This is a genomic window from Sorangiineae bacterium MSr11954 (genome assembly GCA_037157815.1).
GTDB lineage: Bacteria > Myxococcota_A > Polyangia > Polyangiales > Polyangiaceae > Pendulispora > Pendulispora albinea.
In genome coordinates this window covers 10,185,432-10,208,416 of record CP089984.1, presented here as the reverse complement: position 1 = coordinate 10,208,416, position 22,985 = coordinate 10,185,432, and the positions used below count along the sequence as shown (strand labels likewise).

Annotated in this window: 17 protein-coding genes; 13 read left to right on the top strand and 4 right to left on the bottom strand. The window is 66.7% G+C overall.

Annotation, left to right across the window (positions count from 1 at the left end; genetic code table 11):
• The first annotated feature begins 172 nt into the window (after positions 1-172).
• From LZC94_39865 to LZC94_39840, 6 genes are all read left to right on the top strand, one after another.
• Positions 173-1,519: a condensin subunit MukF gene (locus LZC94_39865; GenBank protein ID WXB13974.1), complete on the top strand. Its 1,347-nt coding sequence runs from the start codon at positions 173-175 to the stop codon at positions 1,517-1,519.
• Positions 1,516-2,547: a chromosome partition protein MukE gene (locus tag LZC94_39860; GenBank protein WXB13973.1), complete on the top strand. Its 1,032-nt coding sequence runs from the start codon at positions 1,516-1,518 to the stop codon at positions 2,545-2,547. The genes LZC94_39865 and LZC94_39860 overlap by 4 nt, the downstream gene beginning before the upstream one ends.
• Positions 2,544-7,040, top strand: a complete 4,497-nt coding sequence (mukB, locus tag LZC94_39855) for a chromosome partition protein MukB (GenBank protein WXB13972.1) — start codon at positions 2,544-2,546, stop codon at positions 7,038-7,040. The genes LZC94_39860 and mukB overlap by 4 nt, the downstream gene beginning before the upstream one ends.
• 109 nt (positions 7,041-7,149) lie before the next feature.
• Entirely contained in the window at positions 7,150-7,920 is a 771-nt protein-coding gene (locus LZC94_39850; protein WXB13971.1) for a DUF1223 domain-containing protein, read from the top strand.
• A gap of 152 nt (positions 7,921-8,072) precedes the next feature.
• The gene (locus tag LZC94_39845) at positions 8,073-8,432 is read left to right on the top strand and encodes a hypothetical protein (GenBank protein ID WXB13970.1); all 360 of its coding nucleotides are present in this window, start codon (positions 8,073-8,075) and stop codon (positions 8,430-8,432) included.
• On the top strand, positions 8,433-10,310 hold the full coding sequence (locus LZC94_39840; GenBank protein WXB13969.1) for an L-histidine N(alpha)-methyltransferase: 1,878 nt from the start codon (positions 8,433-8,435) through the stop codon (positions 10,308-10,310). It abuts the gene before it with no gap.
• A 36-nt stretch (positions 10,311-10,346) separates the two neighbouring features.
• On the opposite strand, the gene LZC94_39835 is transcribed toward LZC94_39840, so the two are convergent.
• A complete protein-coding gene (locus LZC94_39835; GenBank protein WXB13968.1) occupies positions 10,347-10,802 on the bottom strand; it encodes a hypothetical protein in 456 nt (151 codons plus the stop codon).
• A 219-nt stretch (positions 10,803-11,021) separates the two neighbouring features.
• Between LZC94_39835 and LZC94_39830 the strand changes: the two genes are divergently transcribed.
• On the top strand, positions 11,022-12,041 hold the full coding sequence (locus LZC94_39830) for an adenosine deaminase (GenBank protein WXB13967.1): 1,020 nt from the start codon (positions 11,022-11,024) through the stop codon (positions 12,039-12,041).
• Positions 12,042-12,057: 16 nt separating this feature from the next.
• Here the strand turns inward: LZC94_39830 and LZC94_39825 are convergent, their stop codons facing one another.
• Both LZC94_39825 and LZC94_39820 read right to left on the bottom strand, forming a co-directional pair.
• Positions 12,058-13,110 carry a hypothetical protein gene (locus LZC94_39825; protein WXB13966.1) on the bottom strand — a complete coding sequence of 351 codons (1,053 nt, stop codon included), beginning with the start codon at positions 13,108-13,110 and terminating at the stop codon, positions 12,058-12,060.
• A 151-nt stretch (positions 13,111-13,261) separates the two neighbouring features.
• On the bottom strand, positions 13,262-14,710 hold the full coding sequence (locus LZC94_39820) for a cobyric acid synthase (GenBank protein WXB13965.1): 1,449 nt from the start codon (positions 14,708-14,710) through the stop codon (positions 13,262-13,264).
• Between the two features lie 57 nt (positions 14,711-14,767).
• Here LZC94_39820 and LZC94_39815 point away from each other — a divergent pair, with 57 nt between their 5' ends.
• From LZC94_39815 to LZC94_39805, 3 genes are read left to right on the top strand one after another with little or no spacing between them, the layout of a single operon-like run.
• The gene (locus LZC94_39815; protein ID WXB13964.1) at positions 14,768-15,952 is read left to right on the top strand and encodes a hypothetical protein; all 1,185 of its coding nucleotides are present in this window, start codon (positions 14,768-14,770) and stop codon (positions 15,950-15,952) included.
• Between the two features lie 43 nt (positions 15,953-15,995).
• Positions 15,996-17,279, top strand: coding sequence for an aminotransferase class V-fold PLP-dependent enzyme (locus LZC94_39810; protein ID WXB13963.1), 1,284 nt, complete (start codon positions 15,996-15,998; stop codon positions 17,277-17,279).
• Between the two features lie 12 nt (positions 17,280-17,291).
• Positions 17,292-17,951, top strand: coding sequence for a hypothetical protein (locus tag LZC94_39805; GenBank protein WXB13962.1), 660 nt, complete (start codon positions 17,292-17,294; stop codon positions 17,949-17,951).
• Between the two features lie 39 nt (positions 17,952-17,990).
• On the opposite strand, the gene ltaE is transcribed toward LZC94_39805, so the two are convergent.
• A complete protein-coding gene (gene ltaE, locus LZC94_39800) occupies positions 17,991-19,028 on the bottom strand; it encodes a low-specificity L-threonine aldolase (protein ID WXB13961.1) in 1,038 nt (345 codons plus the stop codon).
• 442 nt (positions 19,029-19,470) lie between these two features.
• On the opposite strand from ltaE, the gene LZC94_39795 reads away from it, so the two are divergent.
• From LZC94_39795 to LZC94_39785, 3 genes are all read left to right on the top strand, one after another.
• Positions 19,471-20,478, top strand: coding sequence for a nitronate monooxygenase (locus LZC94_39795; protein ID WXB13960.1), 1,008 nt, complete (start codon positions 19,471-19,473; stop codon positions 20,476-20,478).
• Between the two features lie 7 nt (positions 20,479-20,485).
• Positions 20,486-20,992 carry a hypothetical protein gene (locus LZC94_39790; GenBank protein ID WXB13959.1) on the top strand — a complete coding sequence of 169 codons (507 nt, stop codon included), beginning with the start codon at positions 20,486-20,488 and terminating at the stop codon, positions 20,990-20,992.
• Between the two features lie 480 nt (positions 20,993-21,472).
• Complete coding sequence (locus LZC94_39785; protein WXB13958.1) at positions 21,473-22,948, top strand: hypothetical protein; 1,476 nt, start codon at positions 21,473-21,475, stop codon at positions 22,946-22,948.
• Positions 22,949-22,985: the final 37 nt, after the last annotated feature.

Genomic DNA, 22,985 nt, shown 5'->3' with positions numbered 1-22,985 from the left:
GCGCGCGCGGGAGCTGGACATGCGCTCACGTATCGCTGAAAAGGCGGAAATTTGGCTGGATCAGGCGGACTCCACGGTGCTGCTGGGGGACGGGTCGCGCGCGGGTGTCACGTTAATCGCCGCCCACGAGAAACTACGCTATCAGTCATCCTCCCAACGTTTCGCGCGTACCGTGTCCGACAGCCGCTCCTCTCCGCCAAGCTCGCGTTCTTCCCGCGATCCAAACCGCGTTCTTGCGTCGCTGGCCCAGCGCGGTCCGGCGCTGGAGCTGCAGACGCTCGATCTCTGCTTTCTGTCGGCGCTCTACCTTCGCGCGGAGCGCGCGGCGCTCACGTCGTTCACCGAGGAGCAGCTGGTGGACGTCTTCGATCAGGTGGAGAGCGTCCTGGCCGCCGCCGGCGAAGCGCCCAAGCGGCGCGCGACCCACGCGATCCGCAGGCTGCGCGAGCAGCGGATGATCGCGCGGGTGGACGGCGCAGGCATCGTTCGCGCGGGCGAATATGCGCTGACCCGGCTGGCGAACGGCATCATCGAGTTCTTCCTCGAAGAGGATTCGCTCACGCGCGAGAGCTTGACGGTGCTCACGCGCAGCCTGCTCGCGGGGCTGAGCGACGTGCTGGCCTCCGCCAAGGCGGCGAGCCGCGAGGACGATTGGCGCATGGGGGTCATCGGGCCGCTGCGGATCACCATGGGCGATCTCGCGAGCGGCATCGAGCGCCGGCAATCGGGCTTCGATCTGCAGCAGGAGGAGTTTCAGCGCGAGATCGCGGCGCTCTTGCACGCGGACTGGTTCGGCGCGGTGGAGCGGTGCCAGGAGCTCCTCGAGTCGACCAGCACGACCTTGCACGAGCTGAACGTGGTCCTTTTGCGCGATACGCATCAATTGCAATCGCTCCTGCAAGACGTGCAAGACTTGGCCGCGGCAGCGGGGGTGGCCGACGCGGAGACCGCGGCGCGGGCGGTGATGGACCAAGTGGACCGCATCGCGGCGTGGGGCTCGGCCCGGCAGCGGGCTTGGTCGGAGTATTACCAATACGTGCACCGTTATCTGCGCGACGTGGTGCGCCTCGATCCTGCGCGCACGTTGACCCATCGCTTGCGCGAGCTCCTGGCCGGTAAATCGGGGAAGGCATTTTCGCTGACCATCGCCAGCGCGGCGCCCATCCGGCTCTTGCGCGACGTGGAGATCCCGCCGGGCGAGAAGCCCCCGGTGCGCCGTCCGCGCAAGGAGCGTGAGCAGGGCTTGGCGGACGCGCCGGCCGAGAACCCGCAGTCGCGGCTCGAGGCGCGGGTGCGCGATGCCCTCGCGGAGGGGGCGCGGGCGCTGGGGGCGGTGACCGAGCAGGTGATCGCCGAGGTGGCGCCGGAGGAGCGCTTCGTCACCACGGGGCGGGTGGCGCACGCGGTGGCGAGCATCGGCTATCCGCTCGCGAAGGCGGAGCGGGCGTGGGTGTCGATGCAAGACGGGCTGATGATCGAGGATTGGGCCGTGCGCCCTCCGAAGGCAGAGGCATCGTGAGCGAGGGCGTGGGAAACAGCGGGCGCTTCGCGCGGCTCGAGGACGTGATCCTCGACGAGCTGTACCCGGAGGTCGACCTGGCGCTGCGCCGCGGGCGGCATATCGATCGCGACGACGCGGCGTGGTACACGTTTTTGGTCGACGCCGAGGACCACCTGGAGCCTTTGTACCGTCGCTTTGGCTGCGAGTTGATCCATCGAAGCGATGGGTACTTCTATTTGCTGCCCACCTCCGATGCGCTCGGGCGGAGGCATCTGTCGTCGGGCGAAATGTTGGTGGGGCAGGCGCTGACCCTACTTTATCTGGAGCCGGCGACCTTGGAGCACGGCGGCGCCGTGACCCGCGAGCAGGTGCTCGGGCACTTGGCGGGGGTGGTGGGGGCCGACTCGCTGATGCGCGCGATGAACCCAAAGCGCCGCCGCCACGACGAGCGGATCGCGCAAGAGACGGTGCGCAACAAGGTGACCGAGGCGCTGCGCCGTCTGTCGACCCTCGGGTTCGTGGAGGTGCTCGAGGACGATCGGGTGCGGCTGCGCCCGTCCCTCATGCGCTTCGCCGAACCGGTGCGCGGGACGAAGGCGCCCGAGGCGACCCTCGCGCGCCTCGTGGCCGAGGGAGAGCTCGTTCTCGCCGAGGATGACGCCGCGGGCGATGGAGGGGCGGAGTCGGAGGACGAGACGCCTAGGTCCGAGGAGGAGGCGTCGGCGGCGGACGACGACGCCGTCCAGACGGTGTCGGACGACGAGCTCGAGTCGGCGATGGACGACGACGCGGTCGAATCGATTGCCGATGACGACGCGGTCGAGACGGTGCCGGACGACGACGATGCCGAGTCGGTCGCGGACGAAGATGCGGTGGAGACGGTGCCGGACGACGATGCCATCGAATCGGTCGCGAGCGACGACGCGGGCGATCCCGCAACCACCGGCGCGAGCGACGACGCGGGCGATCCCGCGACCACCGGCGCGAGCGACGACGGCGCGAGCGATCCCGCGAACCCCGAAGAGAGCCACGAGGATCCCTCATGATGCGCGCGCGGGCGACCGCGCTCGCCCTGGTGAATTGGAAAGGCGTCTTTTACGAGCGGTACCTCTTCGACCGGCACGTGACGGCGCTCGAGGGGGCGAACGGCGCCGGCAAGACCACGGTGATGATCGCGGCGTACGTGGTGCTTCTTCCGGACCTTGCGCGGCTGCGCTTCACCAATTTGGGCGAGAGCAGCGCCACCGGCGGTGACCGCGGCATTTGGGGGCGCCTCGGTGAGCTGGGGCGCCCATCGTACGCGGCGCTCGAGATCGAGGTCGGCCCGCGCAAGTTCATCGCCGGGGTCCACCTGGAGCGAAAGGCCGAGCCGACCATCGTCCTCACGCCCTTCTTGATCAAGGATCTCGATCTGCAGGGGAGCCTCAAGGAGCTGCTCCTGCTCACGCGCGACGAGCACGACGAGGTGCCCGAGATCCAGGAGGTGCGCGCCAAGGTGGGCCGCCTCTCCGGCAAAATCGACGTCTTCTCCACCGCCAAGGAGTACTTCGCCGCCCTCTTCGAGCACGGAATCACCCCGCTGCGCCTGGCGACCGACGAAGACCGCAACAAGCTGAACGAGATGCTCAAGACGAGCATGACCGGAGGCATCTCGCGCGCGCTCACCAGCGAGCTTCGTTCCTTCTTGCTCAAAGAGGAGACGGGCCTCTCGGACACCCTGTCGCGCATGCGCGGCAACCTCGATGCATGCCATCGAACGCGCACCGAGGTGAGCGAAGCGCGCCACCTCGAGGGCGAGATCAGCAGCATCTACGACGCGGGCCAGGCCATGTTCGCCGCCGCCCTGTTCGCGACCCGCGAGCGCGAAAAAGAGGCGCTCGGCCGCGCCAACGAGGCGCGCGCGCAAGAGGCGGACGCCCTCGGCCACCTTCGCGCGCTCGACCTGGAGATCGCCGAGGGAAAGCAGAAGCACGAGCTCCTCGCGGCGCGGCTGGCCGAGATGAAGCGGGTCGCCGAAGAAGCGGAGCTTCACGCGAGCAAGATCGTGCGCGCGCAGAGCGTGAGCCGCCGCCTCGCCGAGCTGACCACCGAGCTCGCCCGCAAAGAGGAGCAAGCGCGCACGACTCGCGCGCGCTACGACCTTGCCACCGAAGCGCGCGCGGTGCGGAGGCTCGAGCGCGATCGCGCGCGGGACGCCTACGATCGCGCCGCCACCGGGGTGGGCGATCTCGAGAAGGGGCTCGAAGAGCTTCATCGAAACGCCCACGCCCACCGCCGCGTGCGGAGCCTCCTCGAAGAGGCCCGCACCGCGCTCGCGGAGCCGTCGCTCGACGAGGACACGGTCGCCCCGGCGCTGGAGCGGACCAAGGCGCGCATCAACGCGATCGATCACGAGCGCTCGCGCATCGATCGCGACTTCGAGACGATCGAGGTCCGTCAAGGCGAGTACGATCGCGCCCTGCGCGCCCTCTCGGCGCTCGCGTCGACCGGCGCGGGCCATGCCGCGGGCCGCCTCCCGGCCGAGGCGAGCGACCACGATCGCGCCCGCGCCGTGCTGTCGTACTTCGGCGAGCGGAAGGCGTCGGTCGAGCGCGCGGCGGATTCGCAGGCCGAGGCCGCGCGCGCGGGCCAGCTCGCCGAGCGGCAAGCCAAGGCGAAGGCGCGCGCCCTCGAACTCGAGGTGGAGATCGCGGGGGACGCGGAGGCGCCTTCGGCGCTCGTGCAGCGGCGCTTGGACGAGGCGGAGGCCGAGCTCCGCTCGGCGGAGGACGACCTGCGCGCGGAGACGGCCCGGATCTCGGAGGCGCAGCGCACGCGGGCGAGCCTTCAGGCGAGGTCCGCGGAGCTCACCGCGCGCGCCGAAAAATGGCGCGACTGCGTGCCGCGGCTCGAGGCGCTCGAGAAGCGGCTGGGCGTGCCGCTTCGCTCGGGCGAGGCCATCGCGGGCGCGCGCGTGCGCCTCGCGCAAGACGGCGACCGCGAGCGCGCCGCGCTCTCGGAGCTGAAAGAGCGCCACGCGGCGCGACTGCGCGAGGCGAGCGCGCTCGAGGCGGCGGGCGGCTCGTTCGACGCGGAGCTCATGAACCTCCGCGACGAGCTCGACGCCGAGCTGCTCGCGAGCCGGTTCGAAGAGGTCGACCCCGAAGACGCCGCGGCCTTGCAGGCGCGGCTGGGATCGCTGGAGAACGCGCTGATCGTCGACGATCCCCAGGCCGCCGCCGCCAAGCTCGCGAAGTACCCGCGCGCCGCGCGCAGCGTCTTCTTGGTCGGCGCCCACGTCGCGTTGGGGCTCGACGAGAAGAAGCCCGTGCGCCAGGGCGACGACGTCTTCGTCGAGGAGCCGTTCGGCATCCGGGTCACGCGCGTCCCCGCGCACCCCTCGCTCGGCCGCCGCGCCCGCGAGCGCCGCGCCCAAGAGCTCCGCGAGGAGGCCGCGCGCCTCGAGGCGGAGTGCGAGGCGGCGCTGGGGCGCGTGCGCGCGCTGGACGAATCCAAGCGCGACGCCGACGATCTCGCGCTCGAGTGGGCGATCATCGAGGCCGGCGATCCGCGCGCGGAGCTGGAACGCGCCGAGCGCGAGGCGATCGAGCAGGGCGAGATCGAGCACACGAGCCGCGCCCGCGCGCGGAGCGCCCGCGAGCGCGCCGACACCCTGCGCGCCCGCATCGCGTCGCTTCGCGCTCTTTTGGGCGACGCGTACCTCCTCGGCCCACCCGACTACGCCGCGCGCGCCGCCGAGCTCGCGGCCGCCCGCGAGAGCCTCGAGCGAAGCCGCGACGAGCTTCGCCGCACCGAGGGCGACCGGCGCGTGCTGGCGGAGCTGCTCGACGCGCTCCGCAACCCACCCGTGCGCGGCGAGGAGCGCACGGCCCTCGAGGCGCGCCGGCGCGAGCTGGACGTGGAGCGCGATCGGCACTTCGCCGCCGTATCGGCGCTCACGGAGGTGGTCGACAACCGCCACGCGCTCCGCTTCTCCGACGCGGAGCGCGCCCTCGCCGAGCAGCGAACCATCGTCCCCGCCCTCGAAGAGCAGCGCGCCAACGCCCGCACGGCGTGGGAGGCCGAAGAGCGCGCGCTCCGAGGCGCCGACGAGGCGTGGGAGCTCGCCGCGAGCGCGCAGCAAAGAGCCGACGCCGAGGCCATGGCCGTTCGTGCACACCACGAGCGCGCCACCGGCGAGCTTCTGGCCGAAGGGATCGCCGACGTCTCGGAGGAGGCGGTCCTCGAGGCCAACCGCCGCATCGTCGAGCAAGGCGCCGAGCGCAAAGCCTTCGAACGCGAGGAGCGCAGGCTCTCCACGGAAATCGCGCTGCTCGAGGAGCGCCGCATCCAATCGAACCGCGCGGTCACCGCCGCCCGCGCCCACCTCGCGAGCGTGGAGCGCGAAGCCTCGCCGGCGCGCGAGGACTGGAGCCGCCTGGAGCGCGACGCGCAAAGCTCCGGCCTCCTGCAGCACGCGCTCACCTCGCGCGCAGCCGTCGCCTACCGCGGTCGCGGGAGCATCGACCTATGGGCCGAAGCGCGCAGCAAGGGCGAGCTGCTGGTCGACCGCCTTCGCACCTCCCGCGGCAACGCGGAGAGCGCCGCGCACATCCAGGCCACCCTGACGGGCTCCAAGGGCCCCGAGGGCTCCGAGCGCTCGGGCCACGTCTACCTCGAGGCATGGCTGGCGGTTCGGGACGTCCTCAAGCGCTGCCTCCCCGCGCAGGTGGCGGACGTCGAGGATCCGCTCGAGGCGCTGCAGCGTCTGCGCGACCATCTCTCGCTCTTGGAGGATCGCCTGGTGCGGCAAGAGACCGATCTCCGCGGCGCGTCGGAGGACGTGGCGCGCGGGATCGACGTGCGCCTTCGCCGCGCGAAGAGCCAAGTGCGGAGGCTCAATCAGAGCCTGGACGGCATCCATTTCGGGAATGTCGTGGGCATCCGCGTGGAGATGAAGCGCATCGACAAGATGGAGCAAATCCTTCGGGCGCTGCGCGAAGGCGAGGTGCAAGAGCTGCTCTTTCAAACCACCCTGCCCATCGAAGAAGCCTTGGACGAAATCTTTCGCCGCTACGGCGGCGGCGGCCGCACCGGCGGGCAGCGCATCCTCGACTACCGCGAGTACATCGAGCTGATGGTCGAAATCCAACGAAAGAGCGGCGGGGCCGACGGCGCCCCCGGCAACTGGGAGCCCGCCTCCCCGACCCGCCTCTCGACGGGCGAGGCCATCGGCGTGGGCGCGGCCCTGATGATGGTGATCCTCACCGAGTGGGAGCGCGACGCCAACCTCCTCCACCAAAAGCGCGAGACGGGCTCCCTTCGCTTTCTCTTCCTCGACGAAGCCAACCGCTTGTCGCAAGACAACCTCGGCGTCCTCTTCGATCTCTGTCAGAACCTCGACCTACAGCTCCTCATCGCCGCCCCCGAGGTAGCCCGCGCCGAGGGCAACACCACCTACCGTCTCGTCCGCCGCATCGACGATGCCGGTCGCGAAGAGGTCGTCGTCAGCGGCCGCCGGGTCAAGGCCGAGGCGAGCCCCGAAGCGCCCGCGAACTGAGTCGCGGCCGACGCGAAACCAAGGTTCTTCGCGCCGCGCGCGCCCGAAATCGAAGGCGCGCCGGCGTACCTCGAAACCAAAGCACCCTCGGCCCGTAATCCCGAGCGACATGCGCTATCTCTCACTGCTTTTCGCGTCGGTTCTACCCCTCGTTGCGTCGTGCAAGACCGCCGAGGCGCTCCCCTCGTCCCCGCCCGCGTCGGGCCCGGGGGTGGCCGTGGTCGAGCTCTTTTCGTCGGAAGGGTGCAGCAGCTGCCCGCCGGCCGACGAGGTCCTGTCGGATTTGGTTCGAAAGGGCGACGGCCGCGTATTCCCATTGGCGTTCCACGTCGACTATTGGGACGACCTCGGGTGGGCCGATCCCTTCGCGAGCGCCCAGGCCACGGCCCGACAACGCGAGTATGCGGCGTCCTTCGGCACGTCCTCCGTATTCACCCCGCAGATGATCGTCGATGGCACCGAGGCCTTCGTCGGCTCCGACGCCTCGCACGCGCGCGACGCCATCACCCGCGCGCTCGCGCGAGCGCCCAGCACCCGCCTCACGGTGACCGCCGAGCGCGCCGATGCCCAGAGCCTGCGCGTGCACTACCGGTTCGACCCCGCGCCGAAGGATGGCGTGCTGCGCCTCGCGCTGGTGGAGCGCGGCCTGGTCACCCGCGTCCCGCGCGGCGAAAATGCCGGAAGAACCTTGGCGCACGAAAATGTCGTCCGCTCCTTCGTGACCGTCCCCATCCACGCCGCCGAGGGCACGGCCGTCCTCCCCGTCCCCAGCTCCGTCGATCGGCGCCGCGCCGAGGTGATTGGCTATGTACAATCCGCGCCGCGCACGGAGGGTCGCGGAGTGCCCATCACCGCGGCAGCGCGCACGCCGGCACCGTGATTGACCCACATTGGGCAATACGTGCAAAACGACACCAGCACAGCCATTTCTCCGTTCGTCGACCATTCTTTCGACGGCACGTGCAAGGGCCCGCTATTGTGATTAAGTAGAGCCCCAGATTTCTGCGCGAGCCACGCACGAAGGAGACATCGATGGACGTCAGCATCCAGGTCCTGGGCGAGCCCCATATCGCCATTCCCGCCCTAGGACCCCTGCGCCGCCTGGTGGCGGCAATCCCGGGTGCAAGGCTCGCCGAGAGCGGGGCGTCGCAGTCGCCGCCCTCGAAAGACCATCTCTCGGGCATCGATCCTACGGTGGTGACGGCGGTCCTCGCGGCGCCTGCGGTCCTGGAGCTCGTGAAGGTTCTTCGGGTGTGGGTCGAAGGTCTCAACGAACAGAAGCGAAGAGCGCTCAAGGTCAAGATCGATGGCCTCGAATTCGAAGTATCCAATGTCGGCGAAGAAACGCTCGCCCAGTTGGGGAAGAAACTGCTCGAGCGCGCGAAGAAGTAAATGCCGGTCGACGGAAAGCGCGTTACCGCCATCCTCGTAGGGACCGGGGTTTTTCCGCATAACCCGGGGCTCGCGCCGATCCCGGAGGTGTACACGAACCTCGTGCGCTTGAAGCAGGCGCTCATGCGTGAAGAGGTTCTGGGGGTGCCCTCCGAGAACATTCATGTTTTGATCGACCGCGACCGAAGCACATTGCTTCGTGAGCTCCGCCGCGCGGCCGCGCATGCGAAACAAGACGACACGCTGCTCGTATATTACTGCGGTCATGGCGTCATCCCCGACGATGGACTCGGCCTGTTGCTCACGGTGACCGATACCACAGAAGAGCTCAAGGAGCACACCAGCCTCCGATTCACGGATATGAGGTCGGTCGTTTCTCCGAGCACGTCTGCCCTTACGCGTATCCTCATCCTCGACTGCTGTTACGCTGGGCAGGCGATAACCCACGTGCTCTCGGACACGAGCAGCATCCTCGCGGCTGCGGTCGGCGAGGTGACGGAGAAGCGTACGACCATCATGGCGGCGGCGGGCGAGTATCAGCCCGCGATGCGCGGCCTCCATATGACGGTGTTCACCCAAGCGCTGGTCGAAAGCCTCGAGCACGGCGTCCCGGAGGGTGACGCCGAGCTCACGGTTTACGACATTTTCATCGCCGCGCGCGATCGGGTCGCCGGCATCGCCGTGCGCGGTGGGCTCCCCGGGAATGCCCCGCGCCCGCGCATCTCGAGCAGCGGCGGCGAAAAGGAGATGCCCTTCGTCCGCAACGCCGCGCGCGCCGTCTCTCGCGCATCCCCGCCGTCGACCCCCCGCACGGTCGCCGATCACGCCCGCACCCTCCAGCGCACCCTCTTCGTGTCGGCCATCGATCGCGAGCTCAATTACTTGAAGCTCTCCGAGCGTATGAACTCCGAATTGGAGAAAGGCAGCTTCGAAGATCTGAAATACCATTACCTGGGCGAACAAGGCGCCCGGCGCTGGCTCGACCTCGTCTCCAGCCCCGCGTACGTGCGCACCGCCCAGCCGTCGCTCCAAGCGTTGCAGCGTTTCGTATGCGAGCGTTTGAACCAGCGAAAGCCCTCCCCCGTCTCGCTGGTGGGCCTCGGGTGCGGCGATGGTCAGGTCGACCGCGAGCTCCTCCAGATCCTATGCGAAGCGGTGAACGTCTCCCAAGGGCTCGCCTATTTTCCGGTCGATCTCTCGATGCCCCTGCTGCAGATGGCCGCGCGCGAGGTGGCCGACAGCGGTGATCTCCAACAGGTCGCGATCCTCCCCATCGTGGCCGAGCTGCAGAACCTCGGGAACGTGGTGCGCATGTGGCGCTCCAGCCCCAACGTGGAAATCTATTCGCTCCTGGGCTGCACGATCGGCAACTTTCGAAACGAGGAGCGCGTCCTCGCGCCCATCGCGGAGGCCATGCGGGCGGAGGATCTCCTGTTGCTCGACGCCCGATGCTACGGCGGCCCCACCTTGACGGAGGAGCAGGCCGAGCTCCTCATGCCGCAGTTCAAACACAAACGGAACGTGGAGTTCGCGCTCGGGCCGCTCTCCAAGTTCGGGCACCGTGGCGACTCCCGCACCGCCGTGCGCGTGCACGACCGGAGCCGGCCTTTCTCCGTCGTGCGAGGCACCCACGCCATCGTCACCGAGCTCGCGCTCGACCCGAGCTGGCAGCACACCTTGAGCCCCTCGGGGGTCGGCCTCAAGCGCGAGCGCGAGGTCGAATCGCTCGCGCTCTCTTGGTCCAACGTGTACCGCGATACCAACTTCGTCTCGTGGCTCGCGCACACGATGGACCTTCACGTCGTCGCGCGCGTCCCTGCGTCGCTCGCACCGAACGAGGTGCAGACCGTCGCGTTTCTGCTCGCGCGCGATCTCTGAGCCGGCTACGGGGTCGTCCGGCGCACCGCGAGCCGGCTACGGCTTATCCGACAAGCGCGCGCCGATGGTGTCGACCCGCTCGACCAGCGCATCCCAATCGACCTGCAGGTGCGGCTGCTCCTCCGTCCAGGCGACCAAGCGCATCGCGGGGACGGCGTCGACGCGCAAGCGCAGATTGTGAAGCTTGGAGCGCGCGTCGCGAAGATCGGCTGCGAGCCTCGCGCGCTCCGCCGGGTAGGCCTGCGGTACGCGCGACTCGAGCATCGCAATCCGGTGATCGAGGTTGTCCAAGTCGCTGCGCGCGATGCGGACGTACTCATTTCGTGGATCGGTCGCGGCGCCGCTTACGTCGCCGCGCACGATTGTCTCGGACGTGATGTACGTGGTCGATGTTGCGTCGGTGCGCTCCTTCTGTTTACACCCGCCGGCGAACAAGATCGCCGAGGCTGCCAGGACGCCAACCACAATGATGGGGGTTCTGCTGCGGATCATGAGTCACCTCACGAAACGACGCGCTCGCAAACCACGAACGAGCCGGGGGCCTTCGATGCTGCATCGAACGGACCCGCTTCGGTGCGCACGGCGAAGTCAGTAAATAATTGAAATTGCTATAGTTTTGCCCGTCCGCCAAGGTGGGCAAGTGTGGCAAATCGCACCGCCTTGGGCGAATCGCCTCGCCGCGTCCGTTATTTCATGCAAGAATACGCATGTATGAATATTAAGGCGTTCATCGAGGGATTGCCGAAGGCGGAGCTCCACGTCCACCACATCGGCTCGGCATCACCGCGCATCGTCTCTCAGCTTGCTGCCCGGCATCCGGACTCCAAAGTTCCGGCCGATCCGGACGCGCTCGCGAGCTATTTCACCTTTCGCGATTTCGCGCACTTCGTGGAAATCTACCTCTCCGTCGTCGACCTCGTTCGCGACGCGGAGGACGTGCGGCTGCTCACCTACGAGATCGCCCGCGACATGGCCCGGCAGAACATTCGTTACGCCGAGCTGACCATCACGCCTTACAGCTCCATCCGGCGCGGCATCTCCGCGGGCGCGTTCATCGAGGCCATCGAGGACGCGCGCAAAGCTGCGAGCTCGGAGCTCGGCGTGGCATTGCAATGGTGCTTCGATATTCCGGGTGAGGCCGGATTGGAGGCGGCGCAGGTCACCCTCGACGTCGCGCTCGATCTGCACCCCAACGGGCTCGTCTCCTTTGGCCTCGGCGGCCCCGAAATCGGCGTTCCGCGCCCGCAATTTGCGCCGTATTTCCAGCGCGCCATCGCGGTCGGGCTCCACAGCGTCCCGCACGCCGGCGAGAGCACCGGCCCCGAGACGATATGGGACTCACTCCTTCATCTACGCGCCGAACGCATTGGCCATGGCACCAGCTGCACCCGCGATCCGGCCTTGGTGCGGCACCTGGTCGAGCACAGCATTCCGCTGGAGGTCTGCCCCACCTCGAACGTCGCCACCCGCTCCGTGAAGTCCCTCGACGAGCACCCCATCAAGGAGATGGTCGCGCAAGGCGTGTGGGTCACCATCAACAGCGACGACCCGCCCATGTTCGGTACGGATTTGAATACCGAATATGCCATCGCCGCGCGGCTCCTGAACCTCGACCCTGCCGGAATCGCGGCCCTGGCCAAGAACGCCGTTCGAGCATCCTTCACGGATTCGAGCGCCAAGGCCGCGCTGTGTGCCGAGATCGACGCATATACCGCGACCGCGCTCGGCTGATTCACGCCCGGATCCTTCAGTCGTCGCGATCGTCCGGCAAAATGGGGAAGGGGCTCCTCAAAAGCCCGGCCGGGATAAAGCTGGTCGTAAAAGCGTCCGGGGGAGAGCCCGGCAAAAAGAAGAAACCTCCCGTTGCCGGATCTTGAAATCGCAGAACATCCGTCAGCGCATTTCCATGGGCATTCGTCCAGACGCGGCCTCGGGGGTTCTGGCGTGCGGCCACCAGGCCTTGAACGACCAACGCGTCCGAGTCGGGATCGCTATCGGTCGAACCCCATGGGCCCAAGGTGGTAAAGGCGAATCCGCCCGTTGCAGGGTCCTGTTGCGTATGCAAAAACGCCAGCGCGGCCGGGTCGGCGCTATGATCGCGCCGAGCGGCCAGCGCCATGAGCGCCATGGCGGTGGAGTTGGTATTGGCGGTGGTGTCGGCCGGCCAGCCCCCGGCCCCCGGCCCGCTGGTGACCTGAAGGCTCTTGAGGAAGCTCACGGCTTTGGCGGTGACGGGGAAGCGGTCGTCGTCGGCGGCCACCAGCCCCAAAATCGCGTTCGATTGATGGAACGTCGCGTTGATCCCGTTGTTGAACGCACCCGTCACCGGATCGTAAAAGCCGCCCGCGGTGGCGTGGGGCCCTTCGATCTTGGCCAAAAGGTTCTGCCCCGCGAAATTCCTGGGGTTTCGACCCGCCGCCACCACCGCCTGCACCAGCTTCCCCGTGCGGTTCACGTCGGAGGTCGCGTCGGCGATGTTGGCCGCGAGAAAGTCGAATACCGACTTGCCCGACGGCGCCACGAGATCGTTCGGATCTCGGCCCGCCGCCACCGTCGCGAGAATGAAGTCCTCCGTCTCGGAGGCGCGATGATCGAGCGATCCATCCGGAAGCAACTGCGATGACAAGTACGCGAGCGCGCGCCGGGCCGCGATTCGTAGCCGATGGGCACCGGGATCCAGATCGAGATCGTGCGACGCCGAGGCGACGGAGGGCTCGATCAGCACGCCGCAGACGATGGCCATCAATAGAACGATGTGCAGGCAGCCCCGGACGCTGCCGCGGAGGAACGATCGGCTCATTGAAATCACCCCCAGCTCGATGGGTCTAGTCAATCGTGCATGTGCGTGCACGACTTCAGCGATTCCACATTTCGCACGTTAAATTCAATTGTCAAATGCGCGCGCACCGGACATTTTTATTTGCGCGCGATGTTGTTTTGACGTTTGCGACTCAGAATCCGCAATGTTCTTCCAGCAGAGACGCCAGGCGCTGGTAGCTCGCATCGATGCGATCGTGCACCTGGGGGAGCTGGGTGGTGAGCTCGGGGAGCCCTTTGGAGCGGCGCAGCGCGTTGACGAAGGAGCGCGCAACCGCAGGATTTCGAAACAAATCGTGGATGAACGTGCCGAAGATGCGCCGCTCCGGGTCGACGGCCCCGTCGCGGCCTCCTGCATACGCATAAGCGGGGCGCGAGCTTCCATAGTGAACATGCCCCGCGTGAATCTCGTATCCGCGCACATCGCCCGCATCGCGAAATGGATTGTCCGCCGATGGCGCGTAGTCGCGCCGCGTAACGGTTTTGGTCGATGAGAACTCGACATCGATTGCGAGGAGGCCCATTCCGGGAATGGTGCCGAGCGAGGACTCGAAGCGATGGGGATCGCACAAGGTGCGGCCCAACATTTGAAAGCCTCCGCAGACACCGATGAGCGGGGTGCGTCCCGCGAGCGCGACGATCGCTTGCTCCAAACCGGTCCGCCGGATGTAATCGAGGTCCCACGTGGTGTTCTTGGTACCGGGGAGGATGATGGCGTCGGGCAGGCCCAAGCTCTCGGCCGATTTGACATACCGAACCTGAACACCCGGCTCCTCGTCGAGAAACTCGAAGTCGGTCGCGTTCGAAATGTGCGGTAGGAGAATCACCGCAATGTCGACCTCCGGGTCGTTGCACGGTCGCTCGCGGACCCGATCTTCTTCTTCCAGCCTCAAATCGTGGAGATACGGGAGCACGCCCACGATGGGAATTTTCGTATGCGCGAATGAAAAATCGATGGCCGGCTGCAACACGGTCCGGTCACCACGGAATTTGTTGAGAATGAATCCTTCGATGAGCTCCAGGTCCTTCGGCTCCGTGAGCCGCATCACCTCGAGCGTTCCGAGGATATCCGCGAACGCTCCTCCTTTATCGATGTCCACGACCACGAAGACCCTGGCCTCGAGCATCCGCGCCAGGCCCATGTTGACGACATCGAGCCGGCGAAGGTTGGGCTCCGCGCAGCTCCCCGCGCCCTCGGCCACGATGAGATCGAAGCGCGATTTCAGATGGGCAATGGATTCTTCGATGGCTCCAATCTTCAATCCCTGCAATCCATCCTCGAGGAAATAGTCTCGCGCGCTCACATCCATGCGCGCCTTGCCATGCACGATGAGCTGAGCCACATCGTCCGACTTGGGCTTGAGGAGGAGAGGGTTCATATGCACGATCGGTTCCTGGCGGGCGCCCCGGGCTTGCATGGCGGTGGCTTGCGCGATTTCGCCGCCGTCGGCGGTGACATAGGCATTGAGGGCCATGTTCTGCGATTTGAGAGGCGCCACCGCCAATCCGCGATTGGCGAACAACCGGCATAGGCCCGCGACCACCGTCGTCTTGCCGGAGTTGGAGCTCGTGCCTACGATCATCAGCGGTTTCACAGCTCGATCTTTGCATGTTTTGCAGCACCGAAGGGGGGTATCACCATGGAAGGGCCCGCGCACACCAAACCTGTCCCGGTGGTCGTCCGCTCGCGCCAGCACCTGATCGCGCAGGGGGCCAGCTTCATTCCCAAGGGCGCCGTGGCACCCACCGCCTTGCCCATTGCGGCGGACGGGGTGACCTACAGCATGGCTCAAGAGGCCGCGTGGCTCGACGCCGACCACTTCGCCGTGGGGCGCTGGGATGGATCGCTGAGCATCTTTGCGTTCAATCCTTCGTCGACGGCGGGCCCCTTGATCAGCACCGCGGTGAGCAGCCCCTCGATGGAGGGCGTGCAAATGATCGTGTGGCTCGCGGGCGGCGTGTTCGCCAGCTCCAACGACGAGCGCTCGATCGCGCTCTGGAAGTCGCCGAGCGGTACATGGAAGGATCTCGAACAGCTCGCGCTGCTCGAATACGATCCCAAGCTGGGGGTCGCCAACAGCGCCGATTCGTTTGCGCTCGGGAGCTGGCTCTACCTGGTCGTGGGCCACGCCAATGGCTATGTCTCGATCTGGTCCGGCGACCCGACTCGGTGCAATCTCTCCTTGCTCACCACGGTGGACGTGCGCGCGGAGCACCCCGTCAATCCATGGAATTTGCACAACGTGCGCGGCGTCGCTTGGCTTCGTAGCACCGGAGCGGAGGGCGCCGTCGTCACCGGCTCCGAAGATGGGAATCTATGCGTCGTTCGCGTCCCAGACGGCAAGATTCTTTCGACCACCGTCTACAACCCCGCGGCGCAGCGGGGGATCAACAGCATCGCCGCGTACCCTCCCGCGCTGCTCGTCGCCAATTGCTCGGTGGGATCGGACGACAAGAACCTTTGGTACTACGAAATCGACCTCGGGTCGTGGGCCATCCACTTGCGCGACAGCGTGAACCTCAGGGTGAACCCCGCCGCACCCCAAGTGTTCAACTTCTGCACCGTCTGGGGCCGGTACCGCGATGACCTCTGTTTCTTCTCCTCCACCGAAGAAGGCGCGCTCTGGATGGGGACCATCGAAAATTCCAAGCTCTCGCTCCTCGGGTACCAAGAGGTCACGAGCTCCCTGGGCTCCGCGCTCGCCTTCAATGTCAGCGGCCAGCTCGTCATGGTGAGCTACAACCTCTACGAGTTCGTTACGCAAAGCGACACCAAACCCGTTCCGCCCACGGCCAATCCGGAGCGTTTGGTCAGGGACGTATGAAGGGGGAGCGGGTGACGGATTTTTGGATTATCTTCGATTCGCCATGACGACGACCCTCGATCGCAATCGCAATCCCGAGCTCGATCTCGACATCGACTTCGTTCGAGCCCAGTTCCCGACGTTCTCGGAGCCATCGATGCGGGGCCAGGCGTTCTTCGAGAACGCGGGGGGCTCGTATCCTTGCAACGCGGTGATCCGCCGCTTGAATGAATATTACCGCAGGCTCAAAGTGCAGCCGTATTACGCCTACCGCGCATCGACGGAGGCCGGTGAGTGGATGGAGGCCACCTACGCGCGGCTCGCCGAGTACCTCGGTGTGGCGAGCGACGAGGTGCACTTCGGGCCATCGACGTCGCAAAACACGTATGTGTTGGCGCAGGCGCTTCGCAAAGTCTTGAAGCCGGGCGACGAAATCATCGTGACCAATCAGGATCACGAGGCCAACGGAGGCGCCTGGCGCAGGCTCGCGGAAGGTGGGATCACCGTCAACGAGTGGCGCGTGGATGGCGAGACGGGCAGGCTCGATCCGGCGCAGCTCGACGCGTTGTTGACGGAGCGGACGCGCTTGGTGGCGTTTCCCCATTGTTCGAACGTGGTGGGGCACATCAATCCGGTGGCGGAGCTGACGGCCAAGGCGCGCGCGGTGGGGGCCGTGACGGTGGTGGACGGGGTCGCGTTCGCGCCGCACGGTTTGCCGAACGTCGCCGAGCTGGGCGCGGACGTGTACCTGTTCTCGCTGTACAAGGTCTATGGTCCGCACCAAGGCGCGATGGTCGTCCGCCGCCCGCTCTTGGACCGGCTCGGCAACGAGGGGCACGTCTTCAACGCGCCGTATCCGCGCAAGCGGCTCGTTCCCGCGGGGCCCGATCATGCGCAGATCGCGGCGGCGCGCGGGGTCGCCGAGTACTTCGACGCGGTCGATGCGCACCATGGCGGCGGCGACGTGGCCGGGCGCCCCAAGCGCGTGCGCGAGCTCTTTCGCGGCGCCGAGGTGGCGCTCTTGCCGCGCGTCCTCGATTTTCTAACGGCGCACGAGCATGTGCGCTTGCTCGGCCCGTCGAACGCCCGCGAACGCGCCCCGACGGTGTCGTTCGTGCCCTACCTCGGCGAGCCCGAACGGATCGCGGCCAAGCTAGCCGAGCGCGGCATCATGGCGGCGCACGGCCATTTTTACGCGCTTCGCTTGCTGGAGGCCATGGGCGTCGATGGGTCGCGGGGCGTGGTGCGTGTCTCGTTCGTTCACTACACATCGCCGGGCGAGATCGCCCAGCTGCTCGAGGCGCTCGACGGGGCGCTCTCTCCTGGAGAAGGGGGCCGATTCGAGTAGAATGCGCGCGCCATGGGCAGCTCGGATCGCATCGACTTTGGCGCCGCCTTCGAGGACGCGGTCGCCATCGCCAAGAGCGCGCGCTCGGCCACCTTGGGCTGGCGCGCCATCTGCGTTCGCGAGCGGCGTAAGGTCGGCTCGAAGCTGATCGAGCCCTTGTCGGAGCTCGATCTGGACGAGGACCTCGCGAGCATCGCCCGCACCGTGCGCGGGCTCGCGCGGGGCGCCGCACGCGACGTCGACACCTTCGTGTTCGGCCTCTTCGACGCCATCGACGATGGCAGCGGCGCCTACGCCGGCTACCACGTGGCGGCGGTCGCCAGCCACGGGCGCGACGCCGGCGACTTCATGCTCGATCCATGGACCCCCGAGCGCCATTTTCTACGCAGCCGCGCGCTCGACGCCATCGTGCTCGCGGCATCCCGCGCGCCCCGCGACATTCGACCGCTCCTCGAGTACTCGCTCTGCTTCGGCGCCGCGGCCCTGACGAGCCGCTTTGCCATGGCGGGCTTGCCGCATCGCCTGGTGGTGGCCTTCGACGACGATCACGGGAGGCCGCCGCCCGAGGGCGCGCCGCGCTTTGCGGAGATCGTCCCCACCGATCCACACGCCACGCGGCGCAACGACGTCTCGGACGCCGAAGCGGTCGTGCGCTTGCTCACCCGCGTGTAGCGCGCACTCCCATACACCCACGCACCCCGCCGAGAGGGGTCACGAGCCGCGCAGCACCCGCTGAAACGCGCTCGCGGCGCGCTCGACGTCCTCGTCGCCGATTCCGCGATGCAGCACCGCGCGCAACCGAACGTCGTTGACCCGGTTCACGTGAACGCCTTCATCGCGAAGGCGCGACACCACCCGAGCGATGGATCCATCGGCCCTCTCCGCGCGCACCAGCACGATGTTCGTGGCCGGCGGGATCACGTGGAAGCCCGGAGCGCCCGCCGCCGCGATGCCCTCCGCGAGCCGCCGCGCCCGCGCATGATCGTCGGCCAGGCGCGCGACCATCTCGTCGATGGCCAGCCGGCATGCGGCCGCGAGGATCCCCGCCTGCCGCATGCCCCCGCCCAGCATTTTTCGCGCGCGGCGCGCCTGGTGGATGAACGCCTTGGTGCCCAGGAGCATCGAGCCCACCGGCGCGCTCAGCCCTTTGGAAAAGCAGATTTGCACGCTGTCCGCGTCCTCCACCAGTGATCGCGCGCTCACGCCGAGCGCGACCTGCGCATTGAAAAGGCGCGCGCCATCGATGTGGAGCGGCACCCCGCGCGCATGCGCCTCCCGCGCGACCCGCCCCACGTACGCGGCATCGAGCACGGTGCCCCCGCAGCGATTGTGCGTATTTTCCAGGGCAACGAGGCCGGCAGGCGCCACGTGCGCATCGTCGGGGCTCTCGAGCGCGTCGGCGAGCTCTCCCGCATCGAGGCCTCCGTCCGCCGTATTGCGGATGGAGTGGAGCACCAAGCCGCCCAGCACCGATGCGCCACCCGCCTCGGAGCAAAAGATATGGCTCTCGTTCCCTACGATGACCCGGCTGCCCCGCGCACAATGCGCGAGCATGGCGCACAGGTTTCCCATCGTTCCGCTGGGCACCAGCAGGCCCGCTTCCTTGCCGAGGAGCCGGGCGACGTGCTGCTCCAGGTCCTCGACGGTGGGATCCTCGCCGTAGACGTCATCGCCCAGCTCCGCGCGTGAAATCGCCTCGCGCATGGCCGAGGTGGGGAGTGTCACCGTATCGCTTCGAAGATCGATCATGGAGGGTTCCTCGGTGCTTTCGTAGCAGCTCGTCTGCTCATTCGCCGGCGATTTGTTTTCGCCCCGCCTGCGCGCAACCACGCGACCACTCAACCAGGCAAATCACGCGAGACACCCAAAACAGGCAAAACGCACGATGCGCATCGCGGCCGCGCGCTGTTCGAAACCAAACATGAGCTCACGTTCGAGCATGGGCACCCTTGGTCGCAGTTTCGCTCTGTCCGGTCGGATCATAGCACCTTTTGGTTTCCTTCGCGGCGATATCGGTTATGTGTTGTCATCGACTTCGAGCGACATCGAAGATCGACGGCATCCGTAGGATGCGCGACTGAATCGAAACACCGCAGAAGGGATTCGACCCTCGGAAAGGATGACCCCCATGTGGCCCGATCGACGCCTTCTCGATCTCGTCGGAATCGAACATCCGATTATCCAAGCACCCATGGTCGGCCCCAAAGCCGATCTCGCGGCCTCTGTCTCCCTGGGCGGCGGGCTCGGATCGCTGGCCTGCGCCACCCTCGGCCCCGACGACGTGCGCAAAGAAGCGGGCCTCATTCGCCAGCGAACCCAAGGACCGTTCAATCTCAACTTCTTCTGCCATACGCCGCCGGTCCCCGACGCGCAGCGCGAAGGCGTCTGGAAGGCGCGGCTCGCGCCCTATTATGCCGAGATGGGGCTCGATCCCAATGAGCCCGTGCGCATGGCCAATCGCACCCCGTTCGATGCGACCATGTGCGATGCCGTCGTGGCGTTGCGGCCCAAGGTGGTGAGCTTTCATTTCGGTCTGCCGGAGCCCGCGCTCGTCGCGCGGGTCAAAGACGCGGGCTGCCTCGTCTTCTCGTCGGCCACCACCGCCGAGGAGGCGCGCTGGCTGGAGGCGCATGGCGCCGACGCCATCATCGCGCAAGGCGCCGAGGCAGGCGGGCACCGCGGCATGTTCCTCACCACCGACGTGGCCTCCCAAGCCGGCACCTTTGCGCTGGTGCCGCAGGTCGCCGATGCGGTTCGCGTCCCGGTCATCGCCGCCGGCGGCATCGGAGATGCACGCGGCATCGTCGCGGCGCTTGCGTTGGGGGCCTGCGCCGTGCAGATGGGAACGGCATATCTCTTTTGCCCCGAGTCCAATGTATCGGCCGTGCACCGTGCTGCGCTGAAGTCTGCGCGCGACGACACCACGGCCTTGACCAACGTGTTCACCGGCCGGCCGGCGCGCGGCGTGTTGAACCGCGCCGTGCGCGAGCTCGGCCCCATCGCGGCGGATGCGCCCGCGTTCCCGTTGGCTGCGACCGCTCTCCAGCCGCTGCGCACCCACGCCGAAGGCCGCGGATCGGGCGACTTCTCGCCGCTCTGGTCCGGGCAAGCCGCGAGCCTCGGCCGCGAATTGGGCGCGACGGAGCTCACGCGCTCGCTCGCAGCCCGCGCGCTCGAACACGCCTTTCTCGCCCGCTAGGATTGGCATGATTCGCGATCCTCACCCGGAAATCCGAGCCGATAGGCGGCTCCCCATCGGCCACCACCTGGACGATCTCGTCCAATGGGTGCTCGCGCACGCCTGCAATATCCTCGTCACATACCGTTTGCGCGGCACGGACGGCCGGCTGAACGAGATATTAAATTGGAAGGCGCCCGAGGGGTCGGGCGATAAGCACGACACATTCGACGGAGGCAGCCTCTCGCGCATGGACGCTCGGCGGATCGAGGCCGATGGATACCAGCCGGCGGTCGATATCGTCCCAATCCAAGCTTCGGATAAACCCCGCGTGCTCGCGGTGTTGCAGGCGAAGCTTGCGTCATTGCATAGAACGTACGCCTGCAGGGCTGTCGAAGATCGCGACAGCGAGCTGCGCCTGGTGATCCCCGAAGCGCTCCGCGTCGGGCATGCCGCGCATTTCGCCCCAGTTACGTCGGCGTTTCTGCGGTTCTTGCTCGATCGCCGGGCCATCCCAAGGTGGGTGGCCCAATAGGCTGGCGAAATGGGACCTCGCGACGGCGAGGACGGAGACGAGCGGGGCGAATCCCGTGTAAGCGGTTGCTCGGATAGCCGTCTCGAAATTCGACAGCTGGCAGGTGCCGGCAGCAACTCGACGGTGGCCCCGTAACGAGATAACGCAATTCGATATTCGTGCGGACTGGACTGCAGCATAAGGCACGGCTGTATACACGCGTCAGATGGCTAATATCGGGGTGAATGTTGTTTTGACATCCATCTATACTGACCAGAATTTTCCCGACCCAAATGGCTACTTTGTCACGGGTTTAGGACTTGGCGCCCTCCATCCAGGCGTGTATGCGTACTCGCTACAACCATGAAAGAAATTTTTCATCTCATTGGCGCCGAGTCCAAGAAATTGGCTCAAAATCCCCTATTTACCGACTGGCTGAGGAACGGGAGCATACCGCCTCAGGACAAGCTGGTTTTTACGCCCATGGCGCTCGACTTTATAATGGGATTTCGTGATTTCAATAAATATTACATCACGTATCCCGACCCGAAGAACGAGCTGGAGCTCGCAATCAACGCGCACGCGCGCGAGGACCAAATGCACTCCGCGCTGCTTCTGCGCGATTGGGTGTCGCTCGGTCTGGACGCGCGCTTCTCGTGGGCGCCGCGCGATCTCTATTGGTGGCTGACGTGCGAACAAACCGCGGGGGCGCGCCGGGTCGATTTCGAGCTCGTGTCGATGGTGTATCACAACCCCGATCCGCTCCTTCGCTTCGCCATCGTGGAGTCCATGGAGGCGGCGGGGACGGTCTTCTTCACGCGGACCGTCCCGGTCGTCGAGCGCCTCGGCCCCGACGAGGCGTTTCCTTATTTCGGCAAATACCACCTGGCGCGGGAGACGGGGCACCTGCAGAACGGCGACGAGCGCCCGTTTCGAAGGGCGGAGCTCTCGCCCGCGCAGCGTGAGAAGGCCAAGGCGCTGGTCACGCGGGTGTTCGAGATCTTCCAGTACCATTTCACGAGCTGGGCGAAGTTCGCGCGCGCAATCTACGAGAAGACCTTTTGGTACGACGCGCAGGTGCAGGGGAGGGCGAGCGCCGTCCTCCGCCAGGAGCGGCCCCGGGACCCGAGCGCGGTCATGGCGCTCGATTATCCCTCGCGTCCGACCGAGGAGGGGCACCTGCTCAAGGTGCTCCGCCAGCGCGCCTTCGACGATCTGTGGCAGACGCCCGCGTACCAATGGATGCGCGAGGTATGGCCCGGCGACTTCCGGCGCATGACGCGCTACTTCCTCCTGCAGTGGATAGTCGATAATTGGGCGTGCGCCGACTACTTCAGATTCGATACAACATACATCGACGCAAAATCCCCAGTGGAGCGAGGGCTCAACCGGTTGAGCACCCTCTTCGAATCGGAGATGAAATGCCGTTACGTGGAGTGGGAGGCGCTCCAGATGGACGAGTACACGCGGTGGAGCGCCGTGGAGGCCCTGCGCCATTTCTGGCTCGACGAGCGGGTGGAGGAGCACCGCGCCGTCTTCGCCGATCTTCGCAAGCTCACCTTCCGCTACCCCGAGCCGCTCTATCGATACTGGATCATGAAATGCTTCATCCGCTTCGGCGACGCCATGATCCACTCGCTGGGCGCGGCGATGCGCCGCTCGGGTGAAAAAGAGGAGACGTTCGTCATGTTCGCGGGCAAGCCCGAGCGCATGCACCCCGATCTTCCGCCCGATCCCGAGGCCGACGAGGCCATCGCCAACCTCGAACGGCAGCCGCTCACCCCGGAGGAGATCCGAACGATTCAGGACATCATCGCGGCCACGCACCAACAAGAGGCGTCGCGCTCGGCGATCACATGGAAGATCATTTGTGAAAAGCGGTACGAAGTGTTCGATCGGCGTTGGGCCCAGCGGTCCGGGGTCGCGCGGCCGCTCGACGGGACGCTCTCGGGGGCGCTCGAGTTCCTCCGGTTGTGATAGCTCCGATTTCTCCACGCGGAGCTTTACTGGCGCC